This window comes from Micromonospora sp. S-DT3-3-22, from assembly GCF_015354745.1.
Classification (GTDB): domain Bacteria; phylum Actinomycetota; class Actinomycetes; order Mycobacteriales; family Micromonosporaceae; genus Micromonospora; species Micromonospora wenchangensis.
Genome location: NZ_JACGMO010000065.1, coordinates 1 through 25,333 on the forward strand (window position 1 = coordinate 1; position 25,333 = coordinate 25,333).

General features: G+C 73.4%; 24 protein-coding genes. 13 read left to right on the forward strand and 11 right to left on the reverse strand.

Annotation, left to right across the window (positions count from 1 at the left end; all coding sequences use genetic code 11):
• The first annotated feature begins 224 nt into the window (after positions 1-224).
• Both H1A17_RS19245 and H1A17_RS19250 read left to right on the forward strand, forming a co-directional pair.
• Complete coding sequence (locus H1A17_RS19245; protein WP_145921825.1) at positions 225-452, forward strand: zinc ribbon domain-containing protein; 228 nt, start codon at positions 225-227, stop codon at positions 450-452.
• Positions 453-626: 174 nt separating this feature from the next.
• Positions 627-3,455 (forward strand): adenylate/guanylate cyclase domain-containing protein, encoded by a 2,829-nt coding sequence (locus H1A17_RS19250; protein ID WP_145921824.1) that lies wholly within the window; start codon positions 627-629, stop codon positions 3,453-3,455.
• Positions 3,456-3,512: 57 nt separating this feature from the next.
• Here H1A17_RS19250 and H1A17_RS19255 read toward each other — a convergent pair whose 3' ends face one another.
• On the reverse strand, positions 3,513-4,055 hold the full coding sequence (locus H1A17_RS19255) for a phospholipase (protein ID WP_145921823.1): 543 nt from the start codon (positions 4,053-4,055) through the stop codon (positions 3,513-3,515).
• A 171-nt stretch (positions 4,056-4,226) separates the two neighbouring features.
• Positions 4,227-5,912, reverse strand: coding sequence for a glycoside hydrolase family 10 protein (locus H1A17_RS19260; RefSeq protein ID WP_194822558.1), 1,686 nt, complete (start codon positions 5,910-5,912; stop codon positions 4,227-4,229).
• A gap of 494 nt (positions 5,913-6,406) precedes the next feature.
• Between H1A17_RS19260 and H1A17_RS19265 the strand changes: the two genes are divergently transcribed.
• Positions 6,407-7,909 carry an amino acid permease gene (locus H1A17_RS19265; RefSeq protein ID WP_375372823.1) on the forward strand — a complete coding sequence of 501 codons (1,503 nt, stop codon included), beginning with the start codon at positions 6,407-6,409 and terminating at the stop codon, positions 7,907-7,909.
• Positions 7,910-8,078: 169 nt separating this feature from the next.
• On the opposite strand, the gene H1A17_RS19270 is transcribed toward H1A17_RS19265, so the two are convergent.
• A complete protein-coding gene (locus H1A17_RS19270; protein ID WP_228543833.1) occupies positions 8,079-9,575 on the reverse strand; it encodes an alpha-N-arabinofuranosidase in 1,497 nt (498 codons plus the stop codon).
• 151 nt (positions 9,576-9,726) lie between these two features.
• Here H1A17_RS19270 and H1A17_RS19275 point away from each other — a divergent pair, with 151 nt between their 5' ends.
• On the forward strand, positions 9,727-10,725 hold the full coding sequence (locus H1A17_RS19275) for a LacI family DNA-binding transcriptional regulator (protein ID WP_194822547.1): 999 nt from the start codon (positions 9,727-9,729) through the stop codon (positions 10,723-10,725).
• Between the two features lie 39 nt (positions 10,726-10,764).
• Here H1A17_RS19275 and H1A17_RS19280 read toward each other — a convergent pair whose 3' ends face one another.
• The 3 genes from H1A17_RS19280 to H1A17_RS19290 form a co-directional block, all read right to left on the reverse strand.
• Positions 10,765-11,490: a methyltransferase domain-containing protein gene (locus H1A17_RS19280; protein WP_145921820.1), complete on the reverse strand. Its 726-nt coding sequence runs from the start codon at positions 11,488-11,490 to the stop codon at positions 10,765-10,767.
• A gap of 75 nt (positions 11,491-11,565) precedes the next feature.
• Positions 11,566-11,880, reverse strand: coding sequence for a hypothetical protein (locus H1A17_RS19285; RefSeq protein ID WP_145921819.1), 315 nt, complete (start codon positions 11,878-11,880; stop codon positions 11,566-11,568).
• 37 nt (positions 11,881-11,917) lie between these two features.
• Positions 11,918-13,555, reverse strand: a complete 1,638-nt coding sequence (locus H1A17_RS19290) for an ABC-F family ATP-binding cassette domain-containing protein (RefSeq protein WP_145921818.1) — start codon at positions 13,553-13,555, stop codon at positions 11,918-11,920.
• A gap of 164 nt (positions 13,556-13,719) precedes the next feature.
• On the opposite strand from H1A17_RS19290, the gene H1A17_RS19295 reads away from it, so the two are divergent.
• Both H1A17_RS19295 and H1A17_RS19300 read left to right on the forward strand, forming a co-directional pair.
• On the forward strand, positions 13,720-14,490 hold the full coding sequence (locus H1A17_RS19295) for an ROK family protein (RefSeq protein WP_145921817.1): 771 nt from the start codon (positions 13,720-13,722) through the stop codon (positions 14,488-14,490).
• 92 nt (positions 14,491-14,582) lie between these two features.
• On the forward strand, positions 14,583-14,951 hold the full coding sequence (locus tag H1A17_RS19300) for a M48 family metallopeptidase (RefSeq protein WP_088644718.1): 369 nt from the start codon (positions 14,583-14,585) through the stop codon (positions 14,949-14,951).
• A 33-nt stretch (positions 14,952-14,984) separates the two neighbouring features.
• Here the strand turns inward: H1A17_RS19300 and H1A17_RS19305 are convergent, their stop codons facing one another.
• Positions 14,985-15,227 carry a hypothetical protein gene (locus H1A17_RS19305; protein ID WP_228543834.1) on the reverse strand — a complete coding sequence of 81 codons (243 nt, stop codon included), beginning with the start codon at positions 15,225-15,227 and terminating at the stop codon, positions 14,985-14,987.
• Positions 15,228-15,393: 166 nt separating this feature from the next.
• On the opposite strand from H1A17_RS19305, the gene H1A17_RS19310 reads away from it, so the two are divergent.
• Both H1A17_RS19310 and H1A17_RS19315 read left to right on the forward strand, forming a co-directional pair.
• Positions 15,394-15,588 (forward strand): AlpA family transcriptional regulator, encoded by a 195-nt coding sequence (locus H1A17_RS19310; protein ID WP_205789268.1) that lies wholly within the window; start codon positions 15,394-15,396, stop codon positions 15,586-15,588.
• A gap of 67 nt (positions 15,589-15,655) precedes the next feature.
• Positions 15,656-15,910 (forward strand): Smr/MutS family protein, encoded by a 255-nt coding sequence (locus H1A17_RS19315; RefSeq protein ID WP_067315484.1) that lies wholly within the window; start codon positions 15,656-15,658, stop codon positions 15,908-15,910.
• Between the two features lie 21 nt (positions 15,911-15,931).
• On the opposite strand, the gene H1A17_RS19320 is transcribed toward H1A17_RS19315, so the two are convergent.
• The 4 genes from H1A17_RS19320 to H1A17_RS19335 all read right to left on the reverse strand — a co-directional run bounded on the left by H1A17_RS19320 (position 15,932) and on the right by H1A17_RS19335 (position 19,489).
• Positions 15,932-16,381: a GNAT family N-acetyltransferase gene (locus tag H1A17_RS19320; RefSeq protein ID WP_194822548.1), complete on the reverse strand. Its 450-nt coding sequence runs from the start codon at positions 16,379-16,381 to the stop codon at positions 15,932-15,934.
• A gap of 72 nt (positions 16,382-16,453) precedes the next feature.
• Complete coding sequence (locus tag H1A17_RS19325) at positions 16,454-16,795, reverse strand: type II toxin-antitoxin system HicB family antitoxin (RefSeq protein ID WP_145923058.1); 342 nt, start codon at positions 16,793-16,795, stop codon at positions 16,454-16,456.
• Positions 16,795-17,010, reverse strand: coding sequence for a toxin HicA (locus H1A17_RS19330; RefSeq protein WP_145921814.1), 216 nt, complete (start codon positions 17,008-17,010; stop codon positions 16,795-16,797). Before H1A17_RS19330 ends, H1A17_RS19325 begins: the two co-directional genes overlap by 1 nt.
• A gap of 82 nt (positions 17,011-17,092) precedes the next feature.
• Positions 17,093-19,489 (reverse strand): M28 family peptidase, encoded by a 2,397-nt coding sequence (locus H1A17_RS19335; protein WP_194822549.1) that lies wholly within the window; start codon positions 19,487-19,489, stop codon positions 17,093-17,095.
• Between the two features lie 242 nt (positions 19,490-19,731).
• On the opposite strand from H1A17_RS19335, the gene H1A17_RS19340 reads away from it, so the two are divergent.
• The 5 genes from H1A17_RS19340 to H1A17_RS19360 all read left to right on the forward strand — a co-directional run bounded on the left by H1A17_RS19340 (position 19,732) and on the right by H1A17_RS19360 (position 25,317).
• A complete protein-coding gene (locus H1A17_RS19340) occupies positions 19,732-20,976 on the forward strand; it encodes a PP2C family protein-serine/threonine phosphatase (protein ID WP_194822550.1) in 1,245 nt (414 codons plus the stop codon).
• Complete coding sequence (locus H1A17_RS19345) at positions 20,973-22,781, forward strand: ATP-binding protein (RefSeq protein WP_194822551.1); 1,809 nt, start codon at positions 20,973-20,975, stop codon at positions 22,779-22,781. Before H1A17_RS19340 ends, H1A17_RS19345 begins: the two co-directional genes overlap by 4 nt.
• Positions 22,778-23,230 carry a response regulator gene (locus H1A17_RS19350; protein ID WP_088644726.1) on the forward strand — a complete coding sequence of 151 codons (453 nt, stop codon included), beginning with the start codon at positions 22,778-22,780 and terminating at the stop codon, positions 23,228-23,230. Before H1A17_RS19345 ends, H1A17_RS19350 begins: the two co-directional genes overlap by 4 nt.
• Entirely contained in the window at positions 23,223-24,029 is an 807-nt protein-coding gene (locus tag H1A17_RS19355) for an inositol monophosphatase family protein (protein ID WP_145921810.1), read from the forward strand. Before H1A17_RS19350 ends, H1A17_RS19355 begins: the two co-directional genes overlap by 8 nt.
• A gap of 274 nt (positions 24,030-24,303) precedes the next feature.
• Positions 24,304-25,317, forward strand: coding sequence for a hypothetical protein (locus tag H1A17_RS19360; protein ID WP_145921809.1), 1,014 nt, complete (start codon positions 24,304-24,306; stop codon positions 25,315-25,317).
• Positions 25,318-25,333: the final 16 nt, after the last annotated feature.

Genomic DNA, 25,333 nt, shown 5'->3' on the forward strand with positions numbered 1-25,333 from the left:
AGGATCTGCGGCGGGGCCGTCGGCGGTCGGGGCGGCCGGCGGGGTGAGGGCGTCGTGGCGGGGCCGGCGGGGGCGGGGGAGCCAGCCGCGACGCGGAGCGGGGGGCACGTCCTCGGGCGGGGTCGCTGCGCGCAGGGGCCGTTCCGTCGAATCTTCGCCGCTCACCACCGTTTGAGTATCACCCATGTCGGCCAGGGAGTCAGGTCCGGCCGTAGGGTGGGCCCATGCCCCGGTACGAGTTCCGCTGCCGCGCCTGCGGCGACACCTTCGAGGTCAACCGACCGATGGCCGACGCCGGTGCCCCGGCCGACTGCCCCCAGGGTCACGCCGACACGGTCAAGCTGCTGTCCACCGTGGCGGTCACCGGCCGTGGGGGCGGCTCCGCCGCCGGTGGCGCCCCGGCGGGTCCCGCCTCCGGCGGTGGTTGTTGCGGCGGCGGTTGCGGCTGTTGATCTGACCGGGCCGGCTGCCGACCGCGCCGGAGGTGGCCCGATGTAACGGTTCGGCGCACCGGTGCGCCGGGACCAGTGACCCCTTGGGTCCGATATCGCCCGACCGTTCTTACGATGCGTGACCGGTCGACCATAGGGCAGCATGAACCCGACGTCAGGGGCGGAGGTCCACGCATGTCGCCACGGATGCACCTCCCGAGCGGTTGGGTGACCTTCGTCTTCACCGACATCGAAGGTTCCACCCGGCTGGCCCAACTGCTCGGGTCCGACTACCGCCCGGTGCTCTGGGAGCACCGCCGGCTGCTGCGCGACACCCTGGCCGAGACCGACGGCGCGGAGCTGCTGACCGAGGGGGACTCCTTCTTCCTCGCCTTCCCGGACGCGTCGGCGGCGCTGACCGCCTGCCTGACCGCGCAGCGGGCGCTGTCCACCCACGACTGGCCCAACCCGGAGGCCGCGCCGAGGGTACGGATGGGACTGCACACCGGCTTCGCCGAACCCCGCGACGGCGAGTACGCCAGCCCCGAGGTGCACCGGGCCGCCCGGGTGGCCGCCGCCGCGCACGGCGGGCAGGTGCTCTGCTCGGCGTCGACCGCGCGGCTGGCCGACCCGCTGCCCGCCGGGGCCACCCTGATCGACCTGGGCCTGCACCGGCTGCGGGGCTTCGACGACCGGGAACGGCTGTTCCAGCTCGTCGCGCCGGGGCTGGAACGGCAGTTCCCCCGCCCGAACACCGCCGAGGCGCTGGCGCACAACCTGCCCACCCAGGTCAGTTCGTTCGTCGGCCGGGAGACCGAGCGGGTGGAGCTGGATCTGCTGATCCGCCGCCAGCGGCTGGTCACGGTGGTCGGCGCGGGTGGCGCCGGCAAGACCCGGCTCGCCGTCGAGGTGGCGGGCGGCCAGGTGGAGGCGTACCCGGACGGGGTGTGGTTCGTCGACATCGCCACGGTCACCGACCCGGGGCTGGTGGCGTTCGCGATCGCCGCCGTGCTCGGGGCCCGGCCGGAACCGGGCCGCCCGATCCTGGACACCCTGGTCGAGTACGCGGCCGTCCGGCGGATGCTGGTGGTGCTCGACACCTGCGACGCCCAGCCGGCGGCCTGCGCCGAGGTGATCTCGCGGCTGCTCGCCGGGGGCAGCGGGCTGCGGGTGCTGGCCACCAGCCGGGAGGCGTTCGGCCTGCCCGGCGAGGTGGTGTGGCGGATTCCGCCGCTGGCGGTCGACCCGCAGCCGGGGCGTACGGAGAGCGACGCGGTGGCGCTGCTGCTGGACCGTACGGCGGCGGCCCGGGGCGGCCGGCCGCCGGAGTGGACGGAGGCCGCCGACCTGCGCCGGGTGGTGCAGCGGCTGGACGGGTTGCCGTTGGCGATCGAGCTGGCCGCGGCCCGGTTGCGGGTGCTCTCCGCAGGCCAGTTGGCGGCCCGGCTGGACGACATGCTGGGCACCCTCGACGCCGGCCGGGGCGTGCCGGAGCGGCCCCCCGAGCGGGGCTGGGCGGGCAACCAGCAGGACACCGTGGACCTGGTCGCCGCAGCCTCGGGCCAGACGCCGCCGAGCCCCGCGCACCGGGCGGTGCAGCGGTCGGCGACCGAGCGGCACCTCACCATGCAGGCCACGGTCACCTGGTCGTACCGGACGTTGGGGCCGCGTGCGGCCCGGCTGCTGCACTGGTTGGCGGTCTTCACCGGGCCGGTGGACCTGGCCACGGTGGAGTGGCTGATCGGTGACGACCCGCTCGACCCGCTGTCGGTGCTGGTGGACAAGTCGATGGTGCTGGCCGAGCCGCACGCCTCGGGCAGCACCTACCGGATGCTCGACCCGATCCGGGCGTACGCGGCGCGTCGGCTGGTCGAGACCGGTGAGGAGCAGGCCGCCCGGGACCGGCACGTGGCCTGGGCCCAGCACGCGCTGCACCGGGCACACCTGGGGGCGGACGGCCGCCCGGTCACCCTGTCGCTGTACGCGGTCGACCCGCTCGCCGGTGAGCTGCGTTCGGCGCTGCGCTGGTCGGCCACCAGGGGTAGTGCCCGGGCCGGGCTGCGGCTGGCCGGTGGGCTGGACCAGTGGTGGCGGGAGCGCGGGCTGTCCCGGGAGGCCCGGCTGTGGCTGTTCCGGCTGTACGGGCGGATCGCCGAGACCGGCGAGGCGATCCCCGAGGCGGAGCTGGCGGCGGCGTACCACCTGCACTCGCTGCACGCCGGAGCGGACGGCGAGTTCGCCGAGGAACTGCGGTTCTCGCAGCGCGCGGAGGCGGCGGCCCGGCAGGCCGGCGACGCGGGGCTGCTGGCCCGGGTGCTCGCCGGGCGGGCCGTGCCGCTTGTCGACATGGGGCAGTTCACCGAGGCGGAGCGGGTCTGCCGGGAGGTCATCGACTGGGCGAACGAGCAGGAGGTCGGTGGGGACGCGTTGCTCGCCGTCTACCACCTGGCCGAGCTGCTGTGGCGGCGGGGCGCGCTGGTCGAGGCGGCGGAGCTGCTCGGGCGGGCCCGGCCGGTGGAGGCGGGCCGCCCGGTGGAGCGGGGGTGCCGTTCGGTGGACATGCTGCTGGGCATGGTGGCGCTGGCCCGGCGTGACCTGGTGGCCGCGCACGAGCACCTGCTGGTGGCATTGCGGGCCCGGATGGGGCACGGCTACCACGGGCGGGCCTGCGACACGGTGAACGCGGTGGCGGTGCGCTGCGCGTTGGGCGGGGAGCCGTTGACGGCGGCCCGGCTGTTCGGTGCGGCCCAGGCCACCCGGGCCCGGCTGCGCGGCACCCCGGGCATCTACGGCACGTACTGGCTCCAGCAGCAGGCCGAGCTGCGGCGCGTCCTCGGCGACGCGGCCTTCGACGCCGCGTACGGCGAGGGCGGTGAGCTGGGCCTGGAGGAGGCGGCGGCGTTGGCGTTCGCGGTGGAGCACCCGGACCTGGCGGCCGACTCGATCCGGTTCCGGGCGACCGGCCCGGTGACGCCCCGGCCGGTCCGCCGTCGTGAGGCGGACCGCCGGGAGGAGTGGGCCTGACCCGCCGTGCCGTCCGGGGTCGCCCGGACGGCACGGCGGCTGGGCGGCGGGCGGCGGTCAGCCGCGCCGGGCGGCGGCCCGCTCGGCGTCGGCCTTCATCCGGGCGGCCCGGTCGAGGTCGGCCGGCGAGACGGCGGCGACCGAACCGAAGATGCTGACCGCCTGGTAGTACGTCCAGGCCAGGCTGGTGCAGGCCGGCCGGACGACGGAGTTGTAGGTGGCGCAGACCCGCTTCAGGTCCTCGTAGAAGGCGCTGTCCAGGCGGGCCTTGTTGGCCGAGAAGATCCCCATCGCCTTGTGGTTGCGGTAGCCGAAGTCGTGGCGGTAGCAGGCGAGGTTGAAGGTGAAGCCGAGCGGGTTGTCCGGGCTCGACGAGCAGTAGTCGGTGGACCAGTCGAAGCCGTAGTCGGCCCAGGCGGCCTGGTTGAGGCGGCCGGCGTTCCAGGCGTTGTAGCTGCTGGCGCTGGTCTGGGTCCAGCTGCCGAGCACGCTGAGCTTCTGCGAGGTGCTCACCGCGGCGGACGCGGGCGAGCCGACGCCGAGCACGCTGAGCAGGGCGAACGTGCCGGCGGCGAGGGCGGTGGCGAGACGACGGGACACCGGTTCCTCCGCGGGATGGGCGGTACGGTGCGTCACCGGCTGGTAACCGGAATTCGATCAGTCTCGATCAATGTCCCGTCGGTGGGGCGTGGCGGAGGCGACGTATTGGTGACATGCGTCGAAACAGACGAATGCCCCGGGTGCGCGGGCACCCGGGGCGTCCGCGGTCGATCAGCGCACCACCCGGGCCGGCGAGGCGGCGCTCTCGTTCCACGACCGGTCCAGCGCGGTCACCTGGTAGGTGTACGTCCGGCCGGGCTCGGCGGAGCCGTCCACCCAGGACTGCGGCTGCCCCGGGGTGGCCCGGACCGTGCCGACCAGGTGCGCGGCGTCGGCCCGGTCGCACCCGTCGACCGGCCCGGACCCGTCGAAGCGGTAGACCGCGTACGAGGTGGCGGAACCGAGCGGGCCCTGCCCGTCAGCCGGCTGCCGCCAGCGCAGCCGTACCCCGTCGGCGGTGCGCTCGGCGCGGGTGAGCGCCGGGCGCAGCAGCGGCTTCGCCGGCAGGTGCGCCATGGTCGGCACCAGCGCCGGACGGGAGTAGTGTGCGGCGGCGTAGCGGCTCGTCGCGCCCAGCCGGTCGGCCCGCACCTGCACGGCGGAGAAGTGCACGTTGCCGAGCACCTCCGGGTAGGACCGGTTCAGCGTCAGGTGGTCGGACAGTTCCTGCGGGTTCATCCAGTACGTGCCGTAGGCCGGGTCGCCGCTCTTGTAGTCCGCCTGGCCGATGTAGAGCTGCACCCGGGTGCCGCGTACCGTCTGCGCCCACCACGGCACCAGCCGGGCGTAGTCGGCGGCCGGGTACTGGCCGATGTACCAGTAGAGCTGCGGCACGATGTAGTCGATCCACTCCCGCTTGACCCAGGTGCGGGTGTCGGCGGAGATGATGTCGTACGACTGGCTGCCGGTGGTGTCCGAGCCGGCCGGGTCGACACTGGCGTTGCGCCAGATGCCGAACGGGCTCACCCCGAACTTCACCCACGGCTTGACCGCCTTGATCCGGCCGCCCATCTCCTGGATCAGCAGGTCGATGTTGTCCCGCCGCCAGGCGGCCCGGTCGGTGAACCCCCGGTGGTACGCGGCGAACGTGGCGTCGTCGGGCACCGGCCAGGTGCCGCTCGGGTACGGGTAGAAGTAGTCGTCGAAGTGCACGCCGTCGAGGTCGTACCGGCGTACCGCGTCGAGCATCGCGGTCTGGACGAACTCGCGGACCTGCGGGACCCCGGGGTCGTAGTAGAGCCGGCTGCCCGCGACGCCGGCCGGCGGGTAGGCGAAGGTCCACTCCGGGTGCTGCCGGGCCGGGTGGTCCGGGGCGAGCTGCCCCAGGTCCGGGCCCGCGCCCCCGGGTGCCGGCATGGAGATCCGGTACGGGTTGAACCAGGCGTGGAACTCCAGGTTCCGCCGGTGCGACTCGGCGACCAGGAAGGCCAGCGGGTCCCAGCCCGGGTCCTGCCCCCGCACCCCGGTCAGGTACTCCGACCACGGCTCGTACGGCGACGGCCAGAACGCGTCGGCGGTCGGGCGGACCTGGACCACCACCGCGTTGTGGTGCAGCCGCTGTGCCAGGTCGAGCCAGCCCCGGTACTCCGCCTGCTGGGCGGCGACCCGGTCGGGGGCGGTGCGGGAGCCCGCGCTCGGCCAGTCGATGTTCACCACCGACGAGATCCACATGGCTCGGAACTGCCGTTTCGGCAACGCCGGATCGACCACGCAGGCGTCGCCCGCCGTGGCGCTGCCGGCGGCCGGCCCGACCGTCGCGGCACCGCCGCCCCCGTCGGTAGCCGCCGCCGTCCCGGTCGCCCCGCCGGTGGCCGCCGCCGGCCCGCTCCCTGCGAGCCCACCGACCACCACCAGCATCAACCCGACCACACCGATCCCGAGCCTGCTCACCACGCTCTCCCTCCTCCGGTCCCGCCTCACCCGCCCGCCTCCCTCGCCGCTCGCCCTACCGCCTCCGACACCCCCCGGCCGCTCGCTCTTCCGCCTCCCCCCCCCCCGCCCGCCCCCGCCCCGCCCGGTGATCAAGAGCTTTGCGTCAGTCGATCAAGAGGTTTGCGTCAGCGGACGCGCCGGGATTGACGCAAAGCTCTTGATCACCAAGGACGGGTGGGTGGGGGAGGGAGGGAGGAAAGGGTGGCGGGAAGTGGCGGGGTGGGTGGGGGGATGGGAGGAAATTTTCATACTCGGGGGTGTCGGTGCAAGGGGTGGGTGGGGGGATGCGGGTGGGGGGTGACCGAAAGTGGTTAGCGGGGGACTGGGTGTGGATGTGGATGGGGTGATTGGGGTGGGGTCGGGGTGGGTAGCAACGCCCGGCACCGGCCGTCAGCAGGGCGGTCGCGGTGGTGGGAGGGGTGAGCGCAGTGTCCGTGCTGCGAACCAAACCGATCAAGGACGTGGTTGCCCAGGGCAACGCCGACGGCAGTGACGGCACCCCCGGTCTGAAACGACGACTCGGGGCCCGCGACCTCACCGGCTTCGGCATCGGCATCGTGATCGGCACCGGCATCTTCACCCTCACCGGCATCGAGGCGCGCGACAGCGCCGGCCCGGGTGTGGTGATCTCGTTCGCCATCGCCGGGGCGGTCGCCCTGCTCGCCGCCCTCTGCTACGCCGAACTGGCGTCCAGCGTGCCGACCGCCGGCAGCGCCTACACCTACGCGTACGCCACGATGGGCGAGATCGTCGCGTGGATCATCGGGTGGGACCTGCTGCTGGAGTTCGCGCTCGGCGCGGCGGTGGTGGCCCGGGGCTGGTCCGGTTACCTCGCCGAACTGTTCGGCCTGCCGAGCACCTGGTTCGCCGAGGAGGGCAGCGTGGTCAACCTCGGGGCGATCGGCATCGTGCTGCTGCTCGGCGTGGTCGCCATCGTCGGCATCCGCGAGTCGGCCCGGATCACCAACCTGCTGGTCCTGGTGAAGGTCGGCATCTGCGTCTTCGTCGTGGTCGCCGGGCTGTTCTTCGTCAAGGCGGCCAACCTCACCCCGTTCATCCCGCCGGCCGAGCCGGCCGGTGCCGGTGACGACGGCATCAAGCAGCCGGTCACCCAGGCGCTGTTCGGGCTGGAACCCTCCGTCTTCGGGTTCGTCGGGGTGCTCACCGCCGCCGCCGTGGTCTTCTTCGCGTACACCGGCTTCGAGGCGGTGGCGAACCTGGGCGAGGAGACCCGGCGGCCCAAGCGGGACCTGACCCTGGGTCTGTTCGGCACCCTGCTGATCTCCACCACGCTCTACATCGCCGTCTCGCTGGTCGTGGTCGGCATGGTGCCGTACGCCGAGATCGACCGGGGTGCCCCGATCGCGGCGGCCTTCAACGCGGTCGGCGCGGGCTGGGCCGGGGTGCTCGTCTCCATCGCCGCCGTCGCCGGCCTGACCAGCGTGATCCTGGTCGACCTGGTGGCCATGGGGCGGATCGGCTTCGCCATCTCCCGGGACGGCCTGCTCCCGCCCGCCGTGGCGAAGATCCACCCGCGCTGGGGGACCCCGTACCGGATCTCGGCGGTGATGACGGTCGCGGTGGCGGTGCTCGCCGGGTTCCTGCCGCTGTCGGCCCTGGCCGATCTGGTCAGCATCGGCGCGCTCTGCGCCTTCATGATCGTCTCGATCGCGGTGCCGATCCTGCGCCGCAAGCGCCCCGACCTGGAGCGGCCGTTCCGGGTCCCGTTCTCCCCGGTGCTGCCGATCTTCACGGCGCTGGCCTGCCTCTACCTGACACTCAACCTGTCGGTCGAGACCTGGATCAGGTTCCTGGTCTGGATGGCGCTCGGCGGCGTCGTCTACTTCTGCTACGGCTACCGGCGCAACCGCCTCGCCGTCCGGGAGGCCGAGGAGCGCGCCAAGGAACCCGCCTCGGCCTGACCGCCCGGAGGATGCCGGCCGGAGCCACCGGCCGGCACCCAACCCGTCGGCCGCCCGGGGCCGGCCGGCCTGCGACCGGGCCCGGCGCCCGGCCCGCTCCGGCGGGCAGGGGCGGCGCACTGCGGGGGCCGGCATGGCGGGCCGGCCCACCGCCGGGGAACGGTCGGGGTCAGGGGCGCGGCGCGAAGCGCAGCAGGTTCCAGGAGATCCCCGGCAGGCGTACGGCGCAGCGGTCGCCGTCGACGGTGCCGGTGGGCAGCTCCCGGGGGGTCACCCGGTCCGGCTCGGCCTCGGTGTTGACCGCGTCCGGGTCGTCCCCGGCGACGACGGCGAGGTGCTGCACCGGGTGCAGCCCCGACAGCCCCCGCAGGTCGAGATCCAGGGGGAGGTCGTCGGTGCCCCGGTTGACCGCGAACACGGTCAACGCGCCGGACTCCTCGTCGTGCAGCGCGACGGTGTCCAGCACCGGCACGTCGCCGTACCGCTTCGTGGCGTAGTGCGGCGAGACCGGCTCGGTGCGCAGCACGGTGCCGGTGGCGTACCGGGCGGTCAGGGCGAACGGGTGGAAGATGCTCTGCCGCCAGGCCGGCCCGCCGGTGCGGGTACGGATCGGGGCGATCACGTTGACCAGCTGCGCCTGGCAGGCCACGCCGACCCGGTCGGCGTGCCGGAGCAGGGTGATCAGCAGGTCCCCGACCACCACCGCGTCGACGGCCGTGTAGTCGTCTTCGAGCAGCTCCGGCGCCTCGACCCAGCCGCGCCGGTCCAGGTCGCCCTGGACGCGGGACTGGTACCAGACGTTCCACTCGTCGAAGGAGATCTTCAGCTTGCGGCTCTGCCGCAGCCGGGCGGCCACGTGGTCGGCGGTGGCGACGACCTCGTTGATGAACTGGTCCATGTCGACGGCCGAGGCGAGCAGGCTGGCCCGGTCGCCGTCGGTCGGGTCGTAGTAGGTGTGCGCCGAGACGTAGTCGACCTGCTCGTAGGTGTGTTCCAGCACGGTCGCCTCCCAGGAGGCGAAGGTGGGCATGCCCCGGCCGGAACTGCCGCAGGCGACCAGGCTGATCGAGGGGTCGATCAGCTTCATCGCCCGCGCGGTCTCGGCGGCGAGCCGGCCGTACTCCTCGGCGGTCTTGTGGCCGACCTGCCAGGGGCCGTCCAGTTCGTTGCCGAGGCACCACAGCCGCACCCCGTACGGCTGCTGCGCGCCGTGTGCGCGGCGCAGGTCGGACAGCCGGGTGCCGCCCGGGTGGTTGGCGTACTCCAGCAGGTCGCACGCCTCCTGTACGCCCCGGGTGCCCAGGTTGACCGCCATCATCGGCTCGACCTGCGCGGCGGTGGCCCAGGCCATGAACTCGTCGAGGCCGAACGCGTTGGTCTCGATCGTCTTCCAGGCGAGGTCCAGTCGGCGGGGGCGGTCGTCGACCGGGCCGACGCCGTCCTCCCAGCGGTAGCCGGAGACGAAGTTGCCGCCGGGGTAGCGGACCACGGTGACACCCAGCTCCCGGGTCAGCTCCAGCACGTCGCGGCGCAGGCCGAGCGGGTCGGCCGCGGGGTGCCCCGGCTCGTGGATGCCGCCGTACACGCAGCGGCCCAGGTGTTCCACGAAGGAACCGAAGAGCCGTCGGTCCACCGGGCCGATCGTGAAGGCCGGGTCGATCGTCATCCGCGCTGCACGCACGGCCCACCTCTTCCCTGAGCTGCTCGGAACGACTACGGTCAATGCGCTGCCCCGCGTTTGTATACCGTTGTCACCAACGTTGTAAAGGATCTGTCGCGCGCCACCGTCCACGGCGGACGCGGGAGGGAGCGGGGACGTGCGCCACCGCCTCAAGGACGTCGCCGAGCGGGCCGGGGTGTCGGTCAAGACGGTGTCGAACGTGGTCAACGGTTACCAGCACGTCCGGCCGGCGACCCGGGCCCGGGTCGAGGCCGCCATCGCCGAACTCCACTACCGGCCCAACCTGTCCGCCCGCAACCTGCGCAAGGGGCGTACCGGCGTGATCGCCCTCGCCGTGCCGGAGCTGGACGTGCCGTACTTCGCCGAGCTGGCACGGCACGTGGTCGCCGCCGCCGCCGACCACGGCTGGACCGTGCTCATCGACCAGACCGGCGGTGGCCGGGAACGGGAACGGGTCGCTGCGGCCGGCGTCGGCGACCACATGATCGACGGGTTGATCTTCAGCCCGCTGTCGCTGCCCGCCGACGACCTCGTCGGCCTGGAACTGCCGATGGTGCTGCTCGGCGAACGGACGGACCACGGCCCGGCCGACCACGTGGTGATCGACAACGTGACCGCCGCCCGGGAGATGACCGCCCACCTGATCGGTCCCGGCCGCCGCCGGATCGCCGCCGTCGGCGCGCAACACACCCCCGAGGGGGCCGGCGCCCGCCTCCGGCTGGCCGGCTACACCGCCGCCCTGGCCGACGCCGGCATCGGGTACGACGAGCGCCTCGTCGCCGCCACGCCGGCCTGGCACCGCGCCGACGGGGCCGCCGCCATGCGTCACCTGCTCGCCTCCGGTGCCCGCCCGGACGCGGTCTTCTGCTTCAGCGACACCCTCGCCCTCGGCGCGCTGCGCGCCCTGCACGAGGCCGGCCTACGGGTCCCCGTCGACGTCGCCGTCGCCGGCTTCGACGACATCGAGGACGGCCGGTTCAGCGTCCCCACCCTGACCACGGTCAGCCCGGACAAGGAACGGATCGCCCGGCTCGCCGTCGACCTGCTCGCCGGGCGGCTGGCCGGCGACCGGGACGCACCCGCCCGGGAGGTCACCGCCCCGCACCGCCTGACCCCACGGGAGAGCACCACCTGACCCGGCCGGGCGGCCCTGGTCGGGTGGCGTCGCCCCTGGTCAGTCGAAGAAGCGGGCCAGGTGGGCCGGGGACACCGGTGGCGCGTCGGCGGGCAGCGGGGTCAGATCGGCGAAGATCGACGCGCCGTCACAGCCGGCGTGCAGCGGATACCAGCGCGGGGCGCCCGGCGGGCGCTGACCGCACACTCCCTTGATCGTCTGTACGTCCAGCAGCCGGACGTGGGTCGGGTCGGCCACCGCGTTGACATGCCCCCACCAGGGGCTCATCACGTGCAGCACGCCACCCGGGCGGAGTACCCGGTGGCACTCGTCCACCAGCGGCAGGAAGTCGATCAGGTGCTCCAGGATGTGCACCGTGAAGATCACGTCGACGGAGTCGTCGGCCAGCGGCAGCGACCCGGACAGGTCGGCCACCGCGTCCACCCCGGCAGCCGGGAAGATGTCCAGCCCCAGGTTCGTCGGGTACTGCTTCTGACCGCCGCAGCCCAGGTCCACCACCACCGGGTCCCGGCCGTCGACCCGCACCCGCCCCCACACGCCGTACACCCCGGCCAGCCGGCCGACCAGCTCGCGGACCAGCCGCAACTGCTCCGGTCCGGGCACCTCCCCGCTCAGGTGGGCGACGCCCCGGTCGAACCGCACCGCCACGGCGAGCCCACGTAACCGCTCGTCGTGACGGGCCTGCTCGGCCCAGGCCGCATCGAGGAACCCGTCGAGCGCCCGCAGCCGTTCGGCCGAGGGCGGTGCCTGCGCCAACGCGACCATGGCCACCTCCCGCCGGCCGTTACCCGCTTCCCGGCCCGGCACACCACCCGATCTGTTTCGCCAGCGCCGACCGGGTCAGCCGCCGGCACGGCGGGTGGGCCGGCCGACGGCCCGGATGCGCTGCCGGGGCGCACCTGCCGCCTTCGGCCGCTTGAGGTGGTAGCGGTGCAGCTCGTTGTGGCCCGCCAGGGACGGGTCCTCGCTCATCCCGACGAGTTCCCAGCCCTGGTCACCGGCCCGGTTCAGGTGCGCCAGCGCGGTGTCGCCGTAGGCGGTGACGTCGGTCATCGAGCCGTCCGGGCCGTACCAGACGAAGACGACCTCCCAGCTGAGGTCGGAGGCGGTCGGCTGGCGACGGCGGACCAGCAGCGCGTACTCCCATCTGAGCATGACCCATTGTCACCCGGCGGGCGGCGGGCGACGCCGATCAGTCCTCGGCGATCCGCCCGTCGGCGACCCGCAACCGCCGGTCGACGCTGACCGCCTCCAGCATCCGCCGGTCGTGGGTGACCAGCAGCAGCGTCCCCGGGTAGCCGGCCAGCGCCGACTCCAACTGCTCGATGGCCGGCAGGTCGAGGTGGTTGGTCGGCTCGTCCAGCACCAGCAGGTTGACCCCCCGGCCCTGGAGCAGCGCCAGTGCCGCCCGGGTCCGCTCGCCCGGCGACAGGGTCGCCGCCGGCCGCAGCACGTGCGCGGCACGTAGGCCGAACTTGGCCAGCAGCGTCCGCGCGTCCGCCGGCGTCATCTCCGGTACGGCGGCCCCGAACGCCTCCAGCAGCGGCTGGTCGCCGAGGAACAGCCCCCGGGCCTGGTCCACCTCGCCGACCACCACCCCCGGACCGAGCGCGGCGTGCCCGGCGTCGAGCGGCAACCGGCCCAGCAGCGCGCCGAGCAGGGTGGTCTTGCCGGAGCCGTTCGCCCCGGTGATCGCCACCCGGTCGGCCCAGTCGACCTGGAGGTTCACCGGCCCGAGGGTGAAGTCGCCCCGGCGGACCACCGCGTCGCGCAGCGAGGCCACCACCGCACCGGCCCGGGGCGCGGCGGCGATCTCCATCCGCAGCTCCCACTCCTTGCGGGGCTCCTCGACCACGTCGAGCCGTTCGATCAGCCGCTCGGTCTGCTTCGCCTTCGCCGCCTGCTTCTCCGTCGCCTCGGCCCGGAACTTCCGGCCGATCTTGTCGTTGTCGGTGGCCTTGCGACGGGCGTTCTTCACGCCCTTCTCCATCCAGGCCCGCTGGGTGCGGGCACGGGCCTCCAACGCGGCCCGGGTGTCGGCGTACTCCTCGAAGTCGGCGCGGGCATGCCGGCGGGCCACCTCCCGCTCCTCCAGGTAGGCACCGTAGCCGCCGCCGTAGTGCCGGACCTGCTGCTGCGCCAGGTCGAGTTCGAGCACCCGGGTCACCGTCCGGGTCAGGAACTCCCGGTCGTGGCTGACCAGCACCGTGCCGGCGCGCAAGCCGGTGACGAACCGTTCCAGCCGGTCCAGGCCGGCCAGGTCCAGGTCGTTGGTGGGTTCGTCGAGCAGGAAGACGTCGTAACGGCTGAGCAGCAGGGAGGCCAGGCCGGCGCGGGCCGCCTGGCCGCCGGAGAGGCCGGTCATCGGATGGTCCAGGTCGACGGTGAGCCCCAACTCGGCGGCGACCTGCTCGGCACGTTCCTCCAGGTCCGCCCCGCCGAGATCGAGCCACCGCTCCAACGCCCCGGCGTACGCGTCGTCGGCCCCGGCCGTGCCCGCGGTGAGCGCTTCGGTGGCCGCGTCCAGGGCGGCCTGCGCCCCGGTGACCCCGGTCCGTCGGGCCAGGAAGTCGCGGACCGTCTCGCCCGCCCGGCGCTCCGTCTCCTGCGGCAGGTAGCCCACCGAGGCCCCGGGCGGGCTCAGCGTGACGCTGCCCTCCTCCACCGGCTGCACCCGGGCCAGCGTGCGCAGCAGCGTCGACTTGCCGGCCCCGTTGACCCCCACCAGCCCCACCACGTCGCCGGGGGCGACGACCAGGTCGAGGTCACTGAAGAGCATCCGCTCCCCGTGCCCGGCGGCGAGTCCCTTGGCGATCATCGTGGCGCTCATGAGGCCCCGAGCCTAGCGCCCGCCGATCCGGGCGGGGGCGCCGCGCGGCCCGGCCCACGGCGGGCCCGGCTGCCGGCCTCGGTGGCTGGCCCACTGCCGGCCCCGGTCGGCGGAAGGTGGGGGAGGGGCGGGAGGAGCGGGGGCGGGTGGGGCAAGGTGGGGGTGTGGGACTGACGTTGGCGATCGACTGCGGGGGCGGCGGCATCAAGGGCTCGGTGCTGGACGGGGACGGCACCCTGCGGGCGCCGGTGATCCGGGTGGACACCCCGTACCCGTTGCCGCCGGAGCTGTTCGTCAAGACGCTGCTGGAGCTGGCCGGCCGGCTGCCCCCGGCGGACCGGGTCACGGTGGGGATGCCGGGCATGATCCGGCACGGGGTCGTGGTGGCCACGCCGCACTACGTGACCCGCTCCGGGCCGCGCAGCCGGGTCGACCCGGACCTGCTCGCCGAGTGGTCCGGGTACGACGCGCGGCGGGCGGTCACCGAGGCGTTCGGGATGCCGGCGCTGGTGCTCAACGACGCCGAGGTGCACGCGGCCGGGGTGGTCGCCGGCACCGGCTGCGAGCTGGTGCTGACCCTCGGCACCGGGCTGGGCAGCGCGCTCTTCGACGGCGGGCGGCTCGCCCCGCACCTGGAGCTGTCGCACGCCCCGGTCCGCTGGGGCACCACCTACGACACGTACGTCGGGGAGCCGGAGCGGCGGCGGCTCGGCGACGCCTTCTGGTCCCGCCGCATCCGGCAGGTGGTGGACGGGCTGCGCCCGGTGTTCCGCTGGGACCGGCTCTATCTCGGCGGGGGCAACGCGCGGCTGATCCGCCCCGAGCAGGTGGCCCGGATGGGCGACGACGTGGTGATCGTGCCCAACACGGCCGGAATCGTCGGCGGCGTCCGGGCCTGGCAGTTGACCGGCGAACGGGACGAGCCGACCTCCTGAGCCACAAGTCCACCCCCAGGAACACTCGCGGTACGGCCGGTGTTGTGCCAGCGTCGGAGCAATGGCGACGTGACGCGAGGGGGTGGGTCGGGATGGATCTTCTGGCGGAGTACCGACGGGCGACCATGTACTTCGAGATGGGTGACCCGAGCGGAGCGGTCCGGCTGCTGGAGCCGATCGTGGCGGCCGAGCCCGGCAACTCCTCCGTACGTCAGCTGCTGGCCCGGGCGTACTTCCAGACCGCGCAGCTCGGCCGCGCCGAGGAGCAACTGCGGGAGCTGGTCGACCGGGACCCCAGCGACCACTACGCCCACCACGTGCTGGGCCGGACGCTGGAGCGGCTGAACCGCTACCCGGACGCGCTGCGGCACCTGCGCATCGCGGCGGCGATGCACTCGACCAACGACGACTACGTGACCGCGCTGCGCCGGGTGGAGAGCCGGGTCGGCAACGGTCGCTGAGTCGGAGACCGCGCCGGGCCGGGGGAGGGGTTCCTACCCTTCCCCCGGCCCGGTTCCGCGTCTCGTCCAGGCCAGGAACCTGTCGAACAGCTCCGCCGGGGTCGGTACGGCGTTCGGGTTAAGGGTGACCAGGTCGCCGGTGGCGTCGAACAGCCGCCCGGCCATGTGGACGGACAGGCCGACCCGGTCCCGCCGGTATTCGAGGATCAGCAGCAGCCGGGCGGGCTGACACGGCCAGGGCGCGTCGCACACCCGGCACAACCAGAGCGGCCGCATCGGCACATGCGGCCGGACAGCCCCACCTGGGCGGGCATGCACCCGGGAAACGTTCAGCGGTTTCACCGTCTCAGGGTGGCCAATACGCTACCCCCTAGTCAAGGCCCTAGTAGGGTGTCACCCAACTAGGGTCTAGCCCAGTGGGGACGTGTCTAGCCTCCCGTTCATGGGCCGGAATCTCATGGGCGCGTACGAGATCCGGATGAGGCTGGGCGTGAGCAGGCAACGCGTCGAGCAGTTGATGAAGCGCCCCGACTGGCCGAAGCCCTACGAGTCGCTCGCCACCGGCCGGATCTGGCGTACCGAGGACATCGAGGCCTGGATCCGCGAGCACCGGCCGAACCTGCCCGACGAAGCCTGAGCATCGCTCCGACGTCTGCCGGCCTACGATGGGCCTGCCATGGCGCTGCGCAGGTGGGGGAGGCGGGATGAAGCTCAAGCTGGACCTGCACGACATCTTCAACAAGGGTCACGACATCGACCGTGCCCTGCGCGGGATCATGGACGAGGCGGTGGCGAAGAAGGCCACCCTGGTCGAGATCATCCCCGGTAAGGGGTCCGGCCAGCTCAAGAAGAAGGTGCTGCGCTTCCTCGACCAGAAGGACGTCAAGCAGCTCTACCACCGGGTCGAGAAGGACTCCAAGAACTTCGGCCGCCTCTTCGTCCACTTCCGCTGGAAGTGATGCGGGCGTCCTGACGCCCGGTCAGAGGTCCAGGACGGCGACCGTCTCCCCTTCGCTCTGCTCGCCGGTCGGCCGGAAGCCCAGCTTGAGATAGAAGTCCTCCGGCCCGCCCTCCCGGGGCACCCACGTGACGTACGCCCGGTCGCCGCCCCGGGCGCGGATCTCCGCGCACACCGCCTCGACGGCGAACCGTCCGTAACCCTTCCCCTGGGCGTCGGCCGCGATGTTGAGCCGCCAGAGGCCGGATCGGACATCATCGGGGTTGTCGCCCCACGCGTAGTCGAGGAAGGCCATCAGGAAGCCGACCAGCCGGTCGCCGTCGAAGATCAGCCTCGGCCAGGCGATGTCCGGGAAGACGTACGCCTCGGCCAGTGACTTGACCACCGGCCCGACCAGATCCTCCTGGTCGGGGCGCACCGACAGCTTGAGCGCTGCCTCGTAGTTCTCCGGGGTGACCTTCTCCAGCCGCATCCTGCGGACCGTAGTCCGCCCCGCCGGTCCGGGCGACCGGTTATCCGGGCCATCCGGGGCGCCCCACCCTGTTCAGGCTGCCGACAGTTTCCGTACGACGTACTGGTTGAGGCTCATCCCGTCTTCTGCGGCATGGATGGCCAACTCGCGGTGCAGGCTTTCGCCGACGCGCACGTTGAACTTGCCCGAGTAGCTCCGATCGGCAAACGGCTCGGGTACTTCCTCGCCCTGCTGCTCCAGGTCCGCGACCACCTCGCTCAGCAGGTCCTGAAGCCCTTGCAGGGCTTCGATCTGAGAGGGGGCCAGCCAGGACAGCGAGGGAAACTCGGCGCAGGTGGCGACGAACTCGTTGTCCTGGGCCGACCACGTGACGCGATAGGAGTAGTGACTCACCTCGGGGCGAACGTCCTGCATCACAAGGCCTCCTTCTTCTCGATCGCCTTGAGAACCTGCCGTACCTGGTACGCCTTGGCTTTGCCCTTGTCGTTCTGAATGTTCACGCGTGGGTCTCCGGCCCACGGCATCTTGAACACCGCGTGCGAGGTGCCGTCCTGCCGAGGCTTCCCGAAGTAGTGCTCGCACACCCGCTTCAGGTCGTTGTAGGCGACGCCCTGAGGGTTGGTTCGCATCGCTTCCACGATTCGACTTACCGAAGACACACGTTCGATGGTACTACCGGCAGTGCTATCGGCCAACGCTTCAGCCGCGACGTCAGAACGGATACGTGCGGGCGACCGCCAACATCTCCGAGGTGTGCGAACCCACCACCCCCACCCCCGCAGGCCGGGGACGGAACCCCGGCAGCCCCTCCAGCCCGTCGCTGGCGTCCATCGCCCGCAGCGCCACCTGCCCCGCCCGGGGCCGCACGGTCAGGGTGATCTCGACTCCCTCGGCAGGCGGGGCGTGGAAGACGATCCCGAAGCCCCACCGGTCGGCCTTCGCCTCCTCGACGCCTGGCTGCCGCCCGACCGGCACCTCACGCCCGGCCACCTCGGCCCGGGTCACCTCGGCCGTGGTCGCGTCCACGTGCAGGGTGGCCAGCCGGACCGTCCGCTGGGGGAGCAGCCGCAGCCGCAGGGTACGCAGCCCACCGGCGGTGGTGTCCGCCAGCACCTGCACCGTCGGCGCGGGCAGGCTCGCCGCCGGTGCCGGGCCGCCGCGCAGGTCCGGATCGCCCAGGCCGGGGAAACCGTCGACGGTGGCGGGGCCGTCGACGTACCCGCCGGTCCACGGCTGAGGATCCTCCTCCCGGGTGAGCCACTGCGCCTCGTTGGTGTCGGCGTCCAGGGCGTACATCAGATGGGTGGGCACGGGGTGGTCGGCGTCGAACCGGTCGACCGCCAGGCCGACCCCGGCGAACAGGGCGGCGGCGAGCGCGGCGGCGACGGCCGGCAGTGCGCCGAGCCGGCGGGCGCGGGCGGCGACCATGCAGCGCTGGCCGCCGGCCGCCGGGTGCAGCAGGTCGAGCACCGGCAGCGCGGCCAACCCCAGCAGCACCGCGAACAGCGCCGCCACCCCACCCATCGCCATCCCCAGCGCGGGGAAGAGCAGCACCACCGTGGGCAGCAGGATCACCACGGCGACCGCGCCGGCCAGGGTCACCGCGACCACCGGCCACGGGCCGTCGATCCGGGTGCGTAGCGCCACCAGGCCGGCGAGCGCGCCGGCCAGCGCGGGCAGGGTCGCCAGGTACGCCCCGCCGGGCACCAGCGCCGCCAGCACCACCCCGAGCAGGGCCAGCCAGCCCAGCCCGCCGACGGCAAGCGCCGCCGGGCCGGCCCAGCGGCGGGCCAGCGCGTACCAGGTGAGCAGGATCGCGGCGGCGAGCGCCACCACCGCCAGCCGATACCAGACCGGCCGGTACGGGTCGAGCAGTTCGGCGTAACCGGGGCGCAGCGCGGTGATCCCCGCCCACAGCAGTTGGGCGGCGACCGGGGCGACCACGATCGGCACCAGCGCCAGCCCGAACCCGGCGAACAGGCGACCGGTGCCGGCCCGGCCGGTACGCCGGACCAGCCAGCCCAGCGCCAGCACGCCCAGCACCGCCAGGGCGGCCAGCGGCCAGGTCAACCAGCCGGGGTAGCGGACCAGCCCGCCCGGCACCGGGAAGTAGGTGGCGTCGTGCCCGGCGCGCAGCGCCGTCAGGTCGGCGCGGCCGAACTCCCGGGCCAGCCCGAGAGCGTTGTCGCCGTGCATCTGGAGGCTGCCCCGGTCCATCGCCGCCGGGGTGTCCAGCGGGGTGTGGTAGATCGCGCCCCCGTCGATGTACGCCGAGTTCAACCCGACGAAGCCGTGGTCGAGGAAGGCGGTGAAGTCGGTGTCGTTGGGCAGCGCCCGGTAGATCTCCACCGCGAACGAGGTGCCCACCGGGTGCGGGGCGCCCCGGCCGAACGCGGCCACCAGCTCGGCGTTGTTCCGGGACGTCTCAAACATGATCACCGGGCCGGTGGAGCCCCGCGCCTCCAGGTTGAGCACCACCCCGCCGTCGGCGGCCAGCGGGTGGCTCGCCGCGAACGCCGCCGCCCCGCACAGGCACGCCTCCTCGGCGTCGGTCAGCACGAACACGACGTCGTTGCGGGGCCGGGGGCCGGCGGCCAGCGCACGGGCCACCTCCAGGACGGTGGAGGTGCCGGCCGCGTCGTCGTTGCCACCCGGGCCGGTCTGCACCGAGTCGTAGTGCGCCACCAGGAAGACCCGGCCGGTGGAGGCGGTGCCGGGCAGCCGGGCCACCACGTTGCGTACCCGGGCGAAGGTGGCCCCGCCGGCCGCGCCGCTGAGCTGCCCGGCCTCCGGGGCGACGGTGTCCTGTACCTCGGTCTCCAGGCCCAGCCCACGCAGCGCCCCGACCAGGTGCTCACGGACCTGGTCGTTGGCGGCGCTGCCGGCCGGGTGTGGGCGGTCCGCCACCGTCTGCACCGTCCGGTACGCCCGCCCGGCGCTGAACTCGTCGGCCGGGGCGTCGGCCGGTCGGGGCGTCGGGGTGGCCAGGGTGACCAGCACGACCGCGCCCACCGCGACCAGCGCCGACAGGGCGGCCAGGGCGGCAAGCGGACGACGCCGGGGGCGGGTCAGCGCCCGGTCGGCTGCGGAGGCGGGGGGTGCGCCCACGGGAACTCCTCGGAGGTGGTGCGAAGGTGGTGCACCATCCTGCCCCCGGCGGGGCGCGGCCGGGGCGTACCGGAACCGAACCGTGACGCGCGGCGCTGACCGGACGCTCACCTGGTGACGGCCTTGCCCGGGAACGCCCGGACCGGGCGGACCGTGTTGTGTGCGACCGTTGTCTAATACAGGATCAGCAGGGCACTCGGAAGGAGCCCGACATCACCAGCGAACTCCCGCGTCTCGCGGCGGTGACCCGGTCGCACCGGGGGCCGGGCACAGCCGGGCCCTCCGTCGCGCCGTACCCGCACGGCGGGCTCGGGCCCCACCCCAACCTGCCGCCGGGCGAACGGCTGCGGGTGCTGCTGGTCGAGGACGACGAGGGCGACGCCTTCCTGGTCGGTGAGCTGCTCGCCGAGACCAACTCGATGATCGACCTGCTGGTCGCCACCAGCCTCAGCGAGGCCCGGCAGCGCATCGCCGGGGTCGACTGCGTCCTGCTCGACCTGGGCCTGCCCGACGCGCAGGGCCTCGACGGGCTGCGTCGGGTGCTGGAGATGTCCAGCGGCGCGGCCGTCTGCGTGCTGACCGGCCGCTCCGACGAGCACCTGGGCATCGTCGCGGTCGCCGAGGGTGCCCAGGACTACCTGGTCAAGGGCCAGGTCGACGGGGTGCTGCTGACCCGCGCCCTGCGCTACGCGGTGGAACGCAAGCGGGCCGACGAGAATGCCCGCCGGCTGCGCGAGATCGAGCTGCGCCAGGCCGAGTCGGCCCGACTGGAACGGGGCCTGCTGCCCCAGCCGCTGATGACCACCGACGAGGTGGCGGTGCACACCTTCTACCGGCCGGGCCGGCACGCGGCGCTGATCGGTGGGGACTTCTTCGACGTGGTGCAGACCCGGCCGGACCGGGTCGACCTGATCGTCGGCGACGTCTGCGGGCACGGGGTGGACGAGGCCGCGCTCGGCGTCGAACTGCGGGTGGCCTGGCGGGCGTTGATCCTGGCCGGGGTGCCCGACGACGAGGTGCTGCCCGCCCTGGAACAGGTGCTGATGAGCGAGCGCCGGCTCCAGGAGATCTTCGCCACCGTCGCCACCGCCCGGCTCGACCTGGCCGCCAACCGGGCCGTCGTCCGGCTGGCCGGCCACCCGCCGCCGCTGCTGCTGTCCGGCGGCAAGGTCGCGCCGGTCCCGGCCCGTGGCGGCCTGCTGCTCGGCGTACGACCCCGCCGTCCCGTCGCGTTCGATCTGGAGTTCGACACCGATGACTGGTCCCTGCTGATGTACACCGACGGCCTGATCGAGGGGCGGGTGGGTGACGGCGACGACCGGTTGGACGTCGACGGGCTGACCGGCCTGCTCCAGGAACGCGCCAACCACGCCGTGCCGCTGTCCGAGCTGCCCGCCTGGCTGGTCGGTCGGGCCGAGCAGATCAACGGGGGGCCGCTCGCCGACGACGTCGCCATGCTGCTGGTCACCCGGGGCGGTGGCCGGTGAACACGTACCGCCGGGGGTGGACCCTGCGTCGCCGGGTGCTGGCGCTGCTCACCGTGGTCGGCGTGCTGCTGGTCGGGCTGGCCGTGGCCGAGGCGGTGGTGGCGGCGAAGAACCGCGCCTACACCGACGCGCTGCTCACCCGCACCGGCCCGCTGCGCGTGCAGGGTCAGGAGATGCTCAACGCGCTGCTCGACCAGGAGACCGGCATCCGGGGGTACGCGGTCAGCGGCAACCGTGCCGACCTGGCCCCGTACGAGCAGGGGGTGCAGCAGGAGCGCGACGTGGCCGCCACGATCGCCGACCTGAGCCGCGACTACCCGGCGATCGCGGGTGCGCTGCGCACGGCGCAGCAGCAGGCGGCGGACTGGCGGCAGACGGTGGCCGAGCCGGTGATCACCACCACGGAACGCAGCGGCACGGCCGCCGGCCAGGCGTTGATCACCGCGCAGGCGCGGCAGCAGTTCGACGAGATCCGGGCGTCGGTGGGTGACCTCCAGGCGGCGATCCTGGCCGAGCGGGAGCGGGGTGCCCGGGACATCGAGCGCAGCGGCAACATGCTGGTGATGCTGCTGATCGTCGCGGCGGTGGTGGTCGTGCTCGCCGGCACCCTGATGCTGCTCTCCCTGGAACGGATGGTGATCCGGCCGCTGACCGGCCTGGCGCAGCAGGTGCGGGAGGTCGCCGCGGGCGACTATCAGCACCACATCGCCGGGTCGGGGCCGCCGGAGTTCCGCCGGCTCGCCGACGACGTCGACGTGATGCGGCAGAAGATCGCCAAGGACCTGGCCGAGGTCCGGGCCGCCCGGGAGAACATCGAGTGGGTCAACAGCCAGTTGCAGAAGCAGGCCGAGGAGCTGACCCGGTCCAACCGTGACCTGGAACAGTTCGCCTACGTCGCCTCGCACGACCTGCAGGAGCCGCTGCGCAAGGTGGCCAGCTTCTGCCAGCTGCTGCAACGCCGGTACGCGGGGCAGCTCGACGAGCGGGCCGACCAGTACATCGCGTTCGCGGTCGACGGCGCGCAGCGGATGCAGCGCCTGATCAACGACCTGCTGGCGTTCTCCCGGATCGGCCGGCTCACCACCGGCTTCGTCGACGTCGACCTGAACAAGGTGATGGGCGACGTGGCCAGCCAGACCGAGCCGGGCCGGCAGTACGCCGACGCGGAGCTGACCTGGGGCGAGCTGCCGGTGATCCGGGGCGAGGAACCGCTGCTCACCAACCTCCTGGTCAACCTGGTCAGCAACTCGGTGAAGTTCCGCCGCCCGGACGTCGCGCCGAAGGTGCGGGTCTCGGCCCGGCTGGTCGGTGACGAGTGGGAGATCACCTGCCAGGACAACGGCATCGGCATCGAGGCCGAGTTCGCCGACAAGATCTTCGTGATCTTCCAGCGGCTGCACGCCAAGGACGCCTACCCTGGCACCGGCATCGGTCTGGCCATCGTCAAGAAGATCGTCGAGTACCACGGCGGTCGGGTCTGGGTCGACACCGACCAGGCCGAGGGGACGGCGATCCGGTTCACCCTGCCGGCCCGGCCGGAGGACGTCGAGGCGGCGAAGGCGGCGGCCGAGGCGGACGCGGCGGCGATCGACGGGGACACCGACGCGCCGGTCGACGGGGAGAGCCCGGCGGCGACCGCCGACGACGCCACCCCCGACCCGGTCGGGGAGACCGCCGACGAGGCCGATCCGGTGGCCCGGCCGACGCCTGTCGGCCGGCAACCGGACGGCACGCAGCACGAGGACCCACCCGGCGGGCCGCCGGGGCACGGCACAACGGGTGGCACGAAGGAGAGGGTGGGATGACCGCGCCGGCGGACGGCAAGAGCCCGATCGAGGTCCTGCTGGTCGAGGACGACCCGGGCGACGTGCTGATGACCCAGGAGGCGTTCGAGGAGCACAAGCTCCGCAACCGGTTGACGGTCGTCTCCGACGGTGCCGAGGCGCTGGCCTACCTGCGGCGCGAGGGCCGGTACGCGGACGCGGTGACCCCCGACCTGATCCTGCTCGACCTGAACCTGCCCCGCCGCGACGGCCGGGAGGTGCTGGAGGAGATCAAGAACGACGAGGAGCTGCGCCGTATCCCGGTCGTGGTGCTGACCACCTCCCAGGCCGACGAGGACATCCTGCGCAGCTACCAGCTGCACGCCAACGCCTACGTGACCAAGCCGGTGGACTTCGAGCGTTTCATCTCGGTGGTCCGCCAGATCGACGAGTTCTTCGTCAGCGTGGTCAAGCTGCCGCCGCGTGGCTGACCAGCTGCTCGACGACGTCGACGCGCTGCTGCGGGAGACCGCGGCGAGCGTGGTGTTGCCGCTGTTCCGCAAGCTGGACGACGCCGACGTCACCGAGAAGGCGCCGGGTGACCTGGTCACCGTCGCCGACCAGCGGGCCGAGGAGCGGATCTCGGCGGAACTGCGCCGGTTGCTGCCGGGTTCCCTGGTCGTCGGCGAGGAGGCGGTGGCCGAGGACGGGTCGCTGCTGCGTCACCTGCGCGGCGACGGCGACGTGTGGGTGGTCGACCCGGTCGACGGGACGGGGAACTTCGCCGCCGGACGACGACCGTTCGCGCTGATGGTGGCCCTGCTCTCCGCCGGTGAGCCGGCCGCGTCCTGGGTGTTCGACCCGCTGGCCGGGACGATGGCCGTGGCCCGCGCCGGGGTCGGCACCCGGCTGGACGGCCGGCCGGTGCGCGAGACCCCCGTCCTGCCGCCGGAACGGCTGCGCGGCACCGCGATGGTCCAGTACCTGCCCCGGGCCACCCGGGACCGGGTGGCGGCCGGCCGCAGCCGGATCGGGGAGCTGCTGCCCGGCCAGCACTGCGCCGGGCGGGAGTACCTCGACCTGCTCACCGGTGACCAGCAGTTCGTCCTGTTCTGGCGGACCCTGCCCTGGGACCATGCCCCGGGCGCGCTGCTGGTGCGCGAGGCGGGTGGGGTGGCCCGCCGCTTCGACGGCACCGAGTACCACCCGGCCGACGACGGTCCGGGCCTGCTGGTCGCCTCCGACGAGCAGACCTGGCACGAGGTCCGGGCCGCGCTGCTCGGCGACTGAACCGCCGGTCCGGCTCCGCGGCTCCGGCGGACCGCGCCACCGGCCCGGCTGCCGGCTCTACCGCCGGAGGGATCGACGGTGGTGGACCCTCGGCTACCGGCTCGACACTCCCGGTCGAGGGTCGCCGTCCGGTCCCGTCACGGGCCTGGTGACCGGGCGTGATTGCGGTAATGTGACCGGCGGTCTCCGCCCCCAGGCCGCCAACCGGGGCCGGCGGGACCGCCGCCGCACCGGCCCGCGGCCGGGCGTCGACGGCAGAGGGAAGGACACCTCCGTGCCCACGACCAGCCTGACCCGGCCGCGTCTGCGTCGGCCGTTGACCGTGCTGCTCGCCGCGGTGGCGCTGCTACTCGGCGTCGGAGCGGTGCCCGCCGCTGCGGAACCCGGCGAGGGTGGCACCAAGGAGCTGCGGGACGCGTTGACGGCGGCGGCCAAGGGGCACATCGAGGCCAAGGCCAAGCTGGACACCTCCAAGCGGCGGCAGAGCGCGCTGGCCGCCCAGCTCAAGGAGGTCGAGGGGCGGCTGGGTGAGCTGACCACCCAGGTGGGCGAGGTGGCCGCGCAGTCGTACCGGGTGGGCCGGTTGACGCCGACGTCGATGCTGCTCAACACGGCCAGCCCGGAGGCGTTCCTCAAGCGGGCCGCCGACCTGGACATGATGGCCCAGCGGGACGGCAAGCAGCTCCGTGCCCTGGCCGAGGCCCGGCAGACCGCCGCCGAGGCCACCATCGCGATCGACGCCGAGGTCCGTGAGCAGCAGAAGCAGCTCGCCACGCTGGCCAAGAAGAAGCGGGACGCCGAGCGCGCCCTGGCCACGGTCAGCTCGGGCAGCAGCGCCGGTTTCAGCGGCGGGTCGAGTTCGGCGAAGCCGGCCCCGCGCAACTCCGACGGGTCGTGGCCGGGCGAGTCGTGTTCGGTGAACGACCCGACCACCTCCGGCTGCATCACCCCGCGCACCCTGCACGCCATGCAGCAGGCCAAGGCCGCCGGCTACAAGCGGTACGTCTCCTGCCACCGCAGCGGCGGGGGCGGCGAGCACCCCAAGGGCCGGGCCTGCGACTTCTCGGCCGCCACCAGCGGCTTCAAGGACGAGACGGCCACCGGCGGGGACAAGGCGTACGGCGACAGCCTGGCCAACTACTTCAAGAACAACGCCAACCGGCTCGGTGTGCTGTACGTGATCTGGTACCGGCAGATCTGGATGCCGAACACCGGCTGGCGGGCGTACAGCGGGTCGGGCAGCCCGGCCGCCGACCACACAAACCATGTTCATCTTTCGATGTACTGACCGTCCGGCCCAGGAA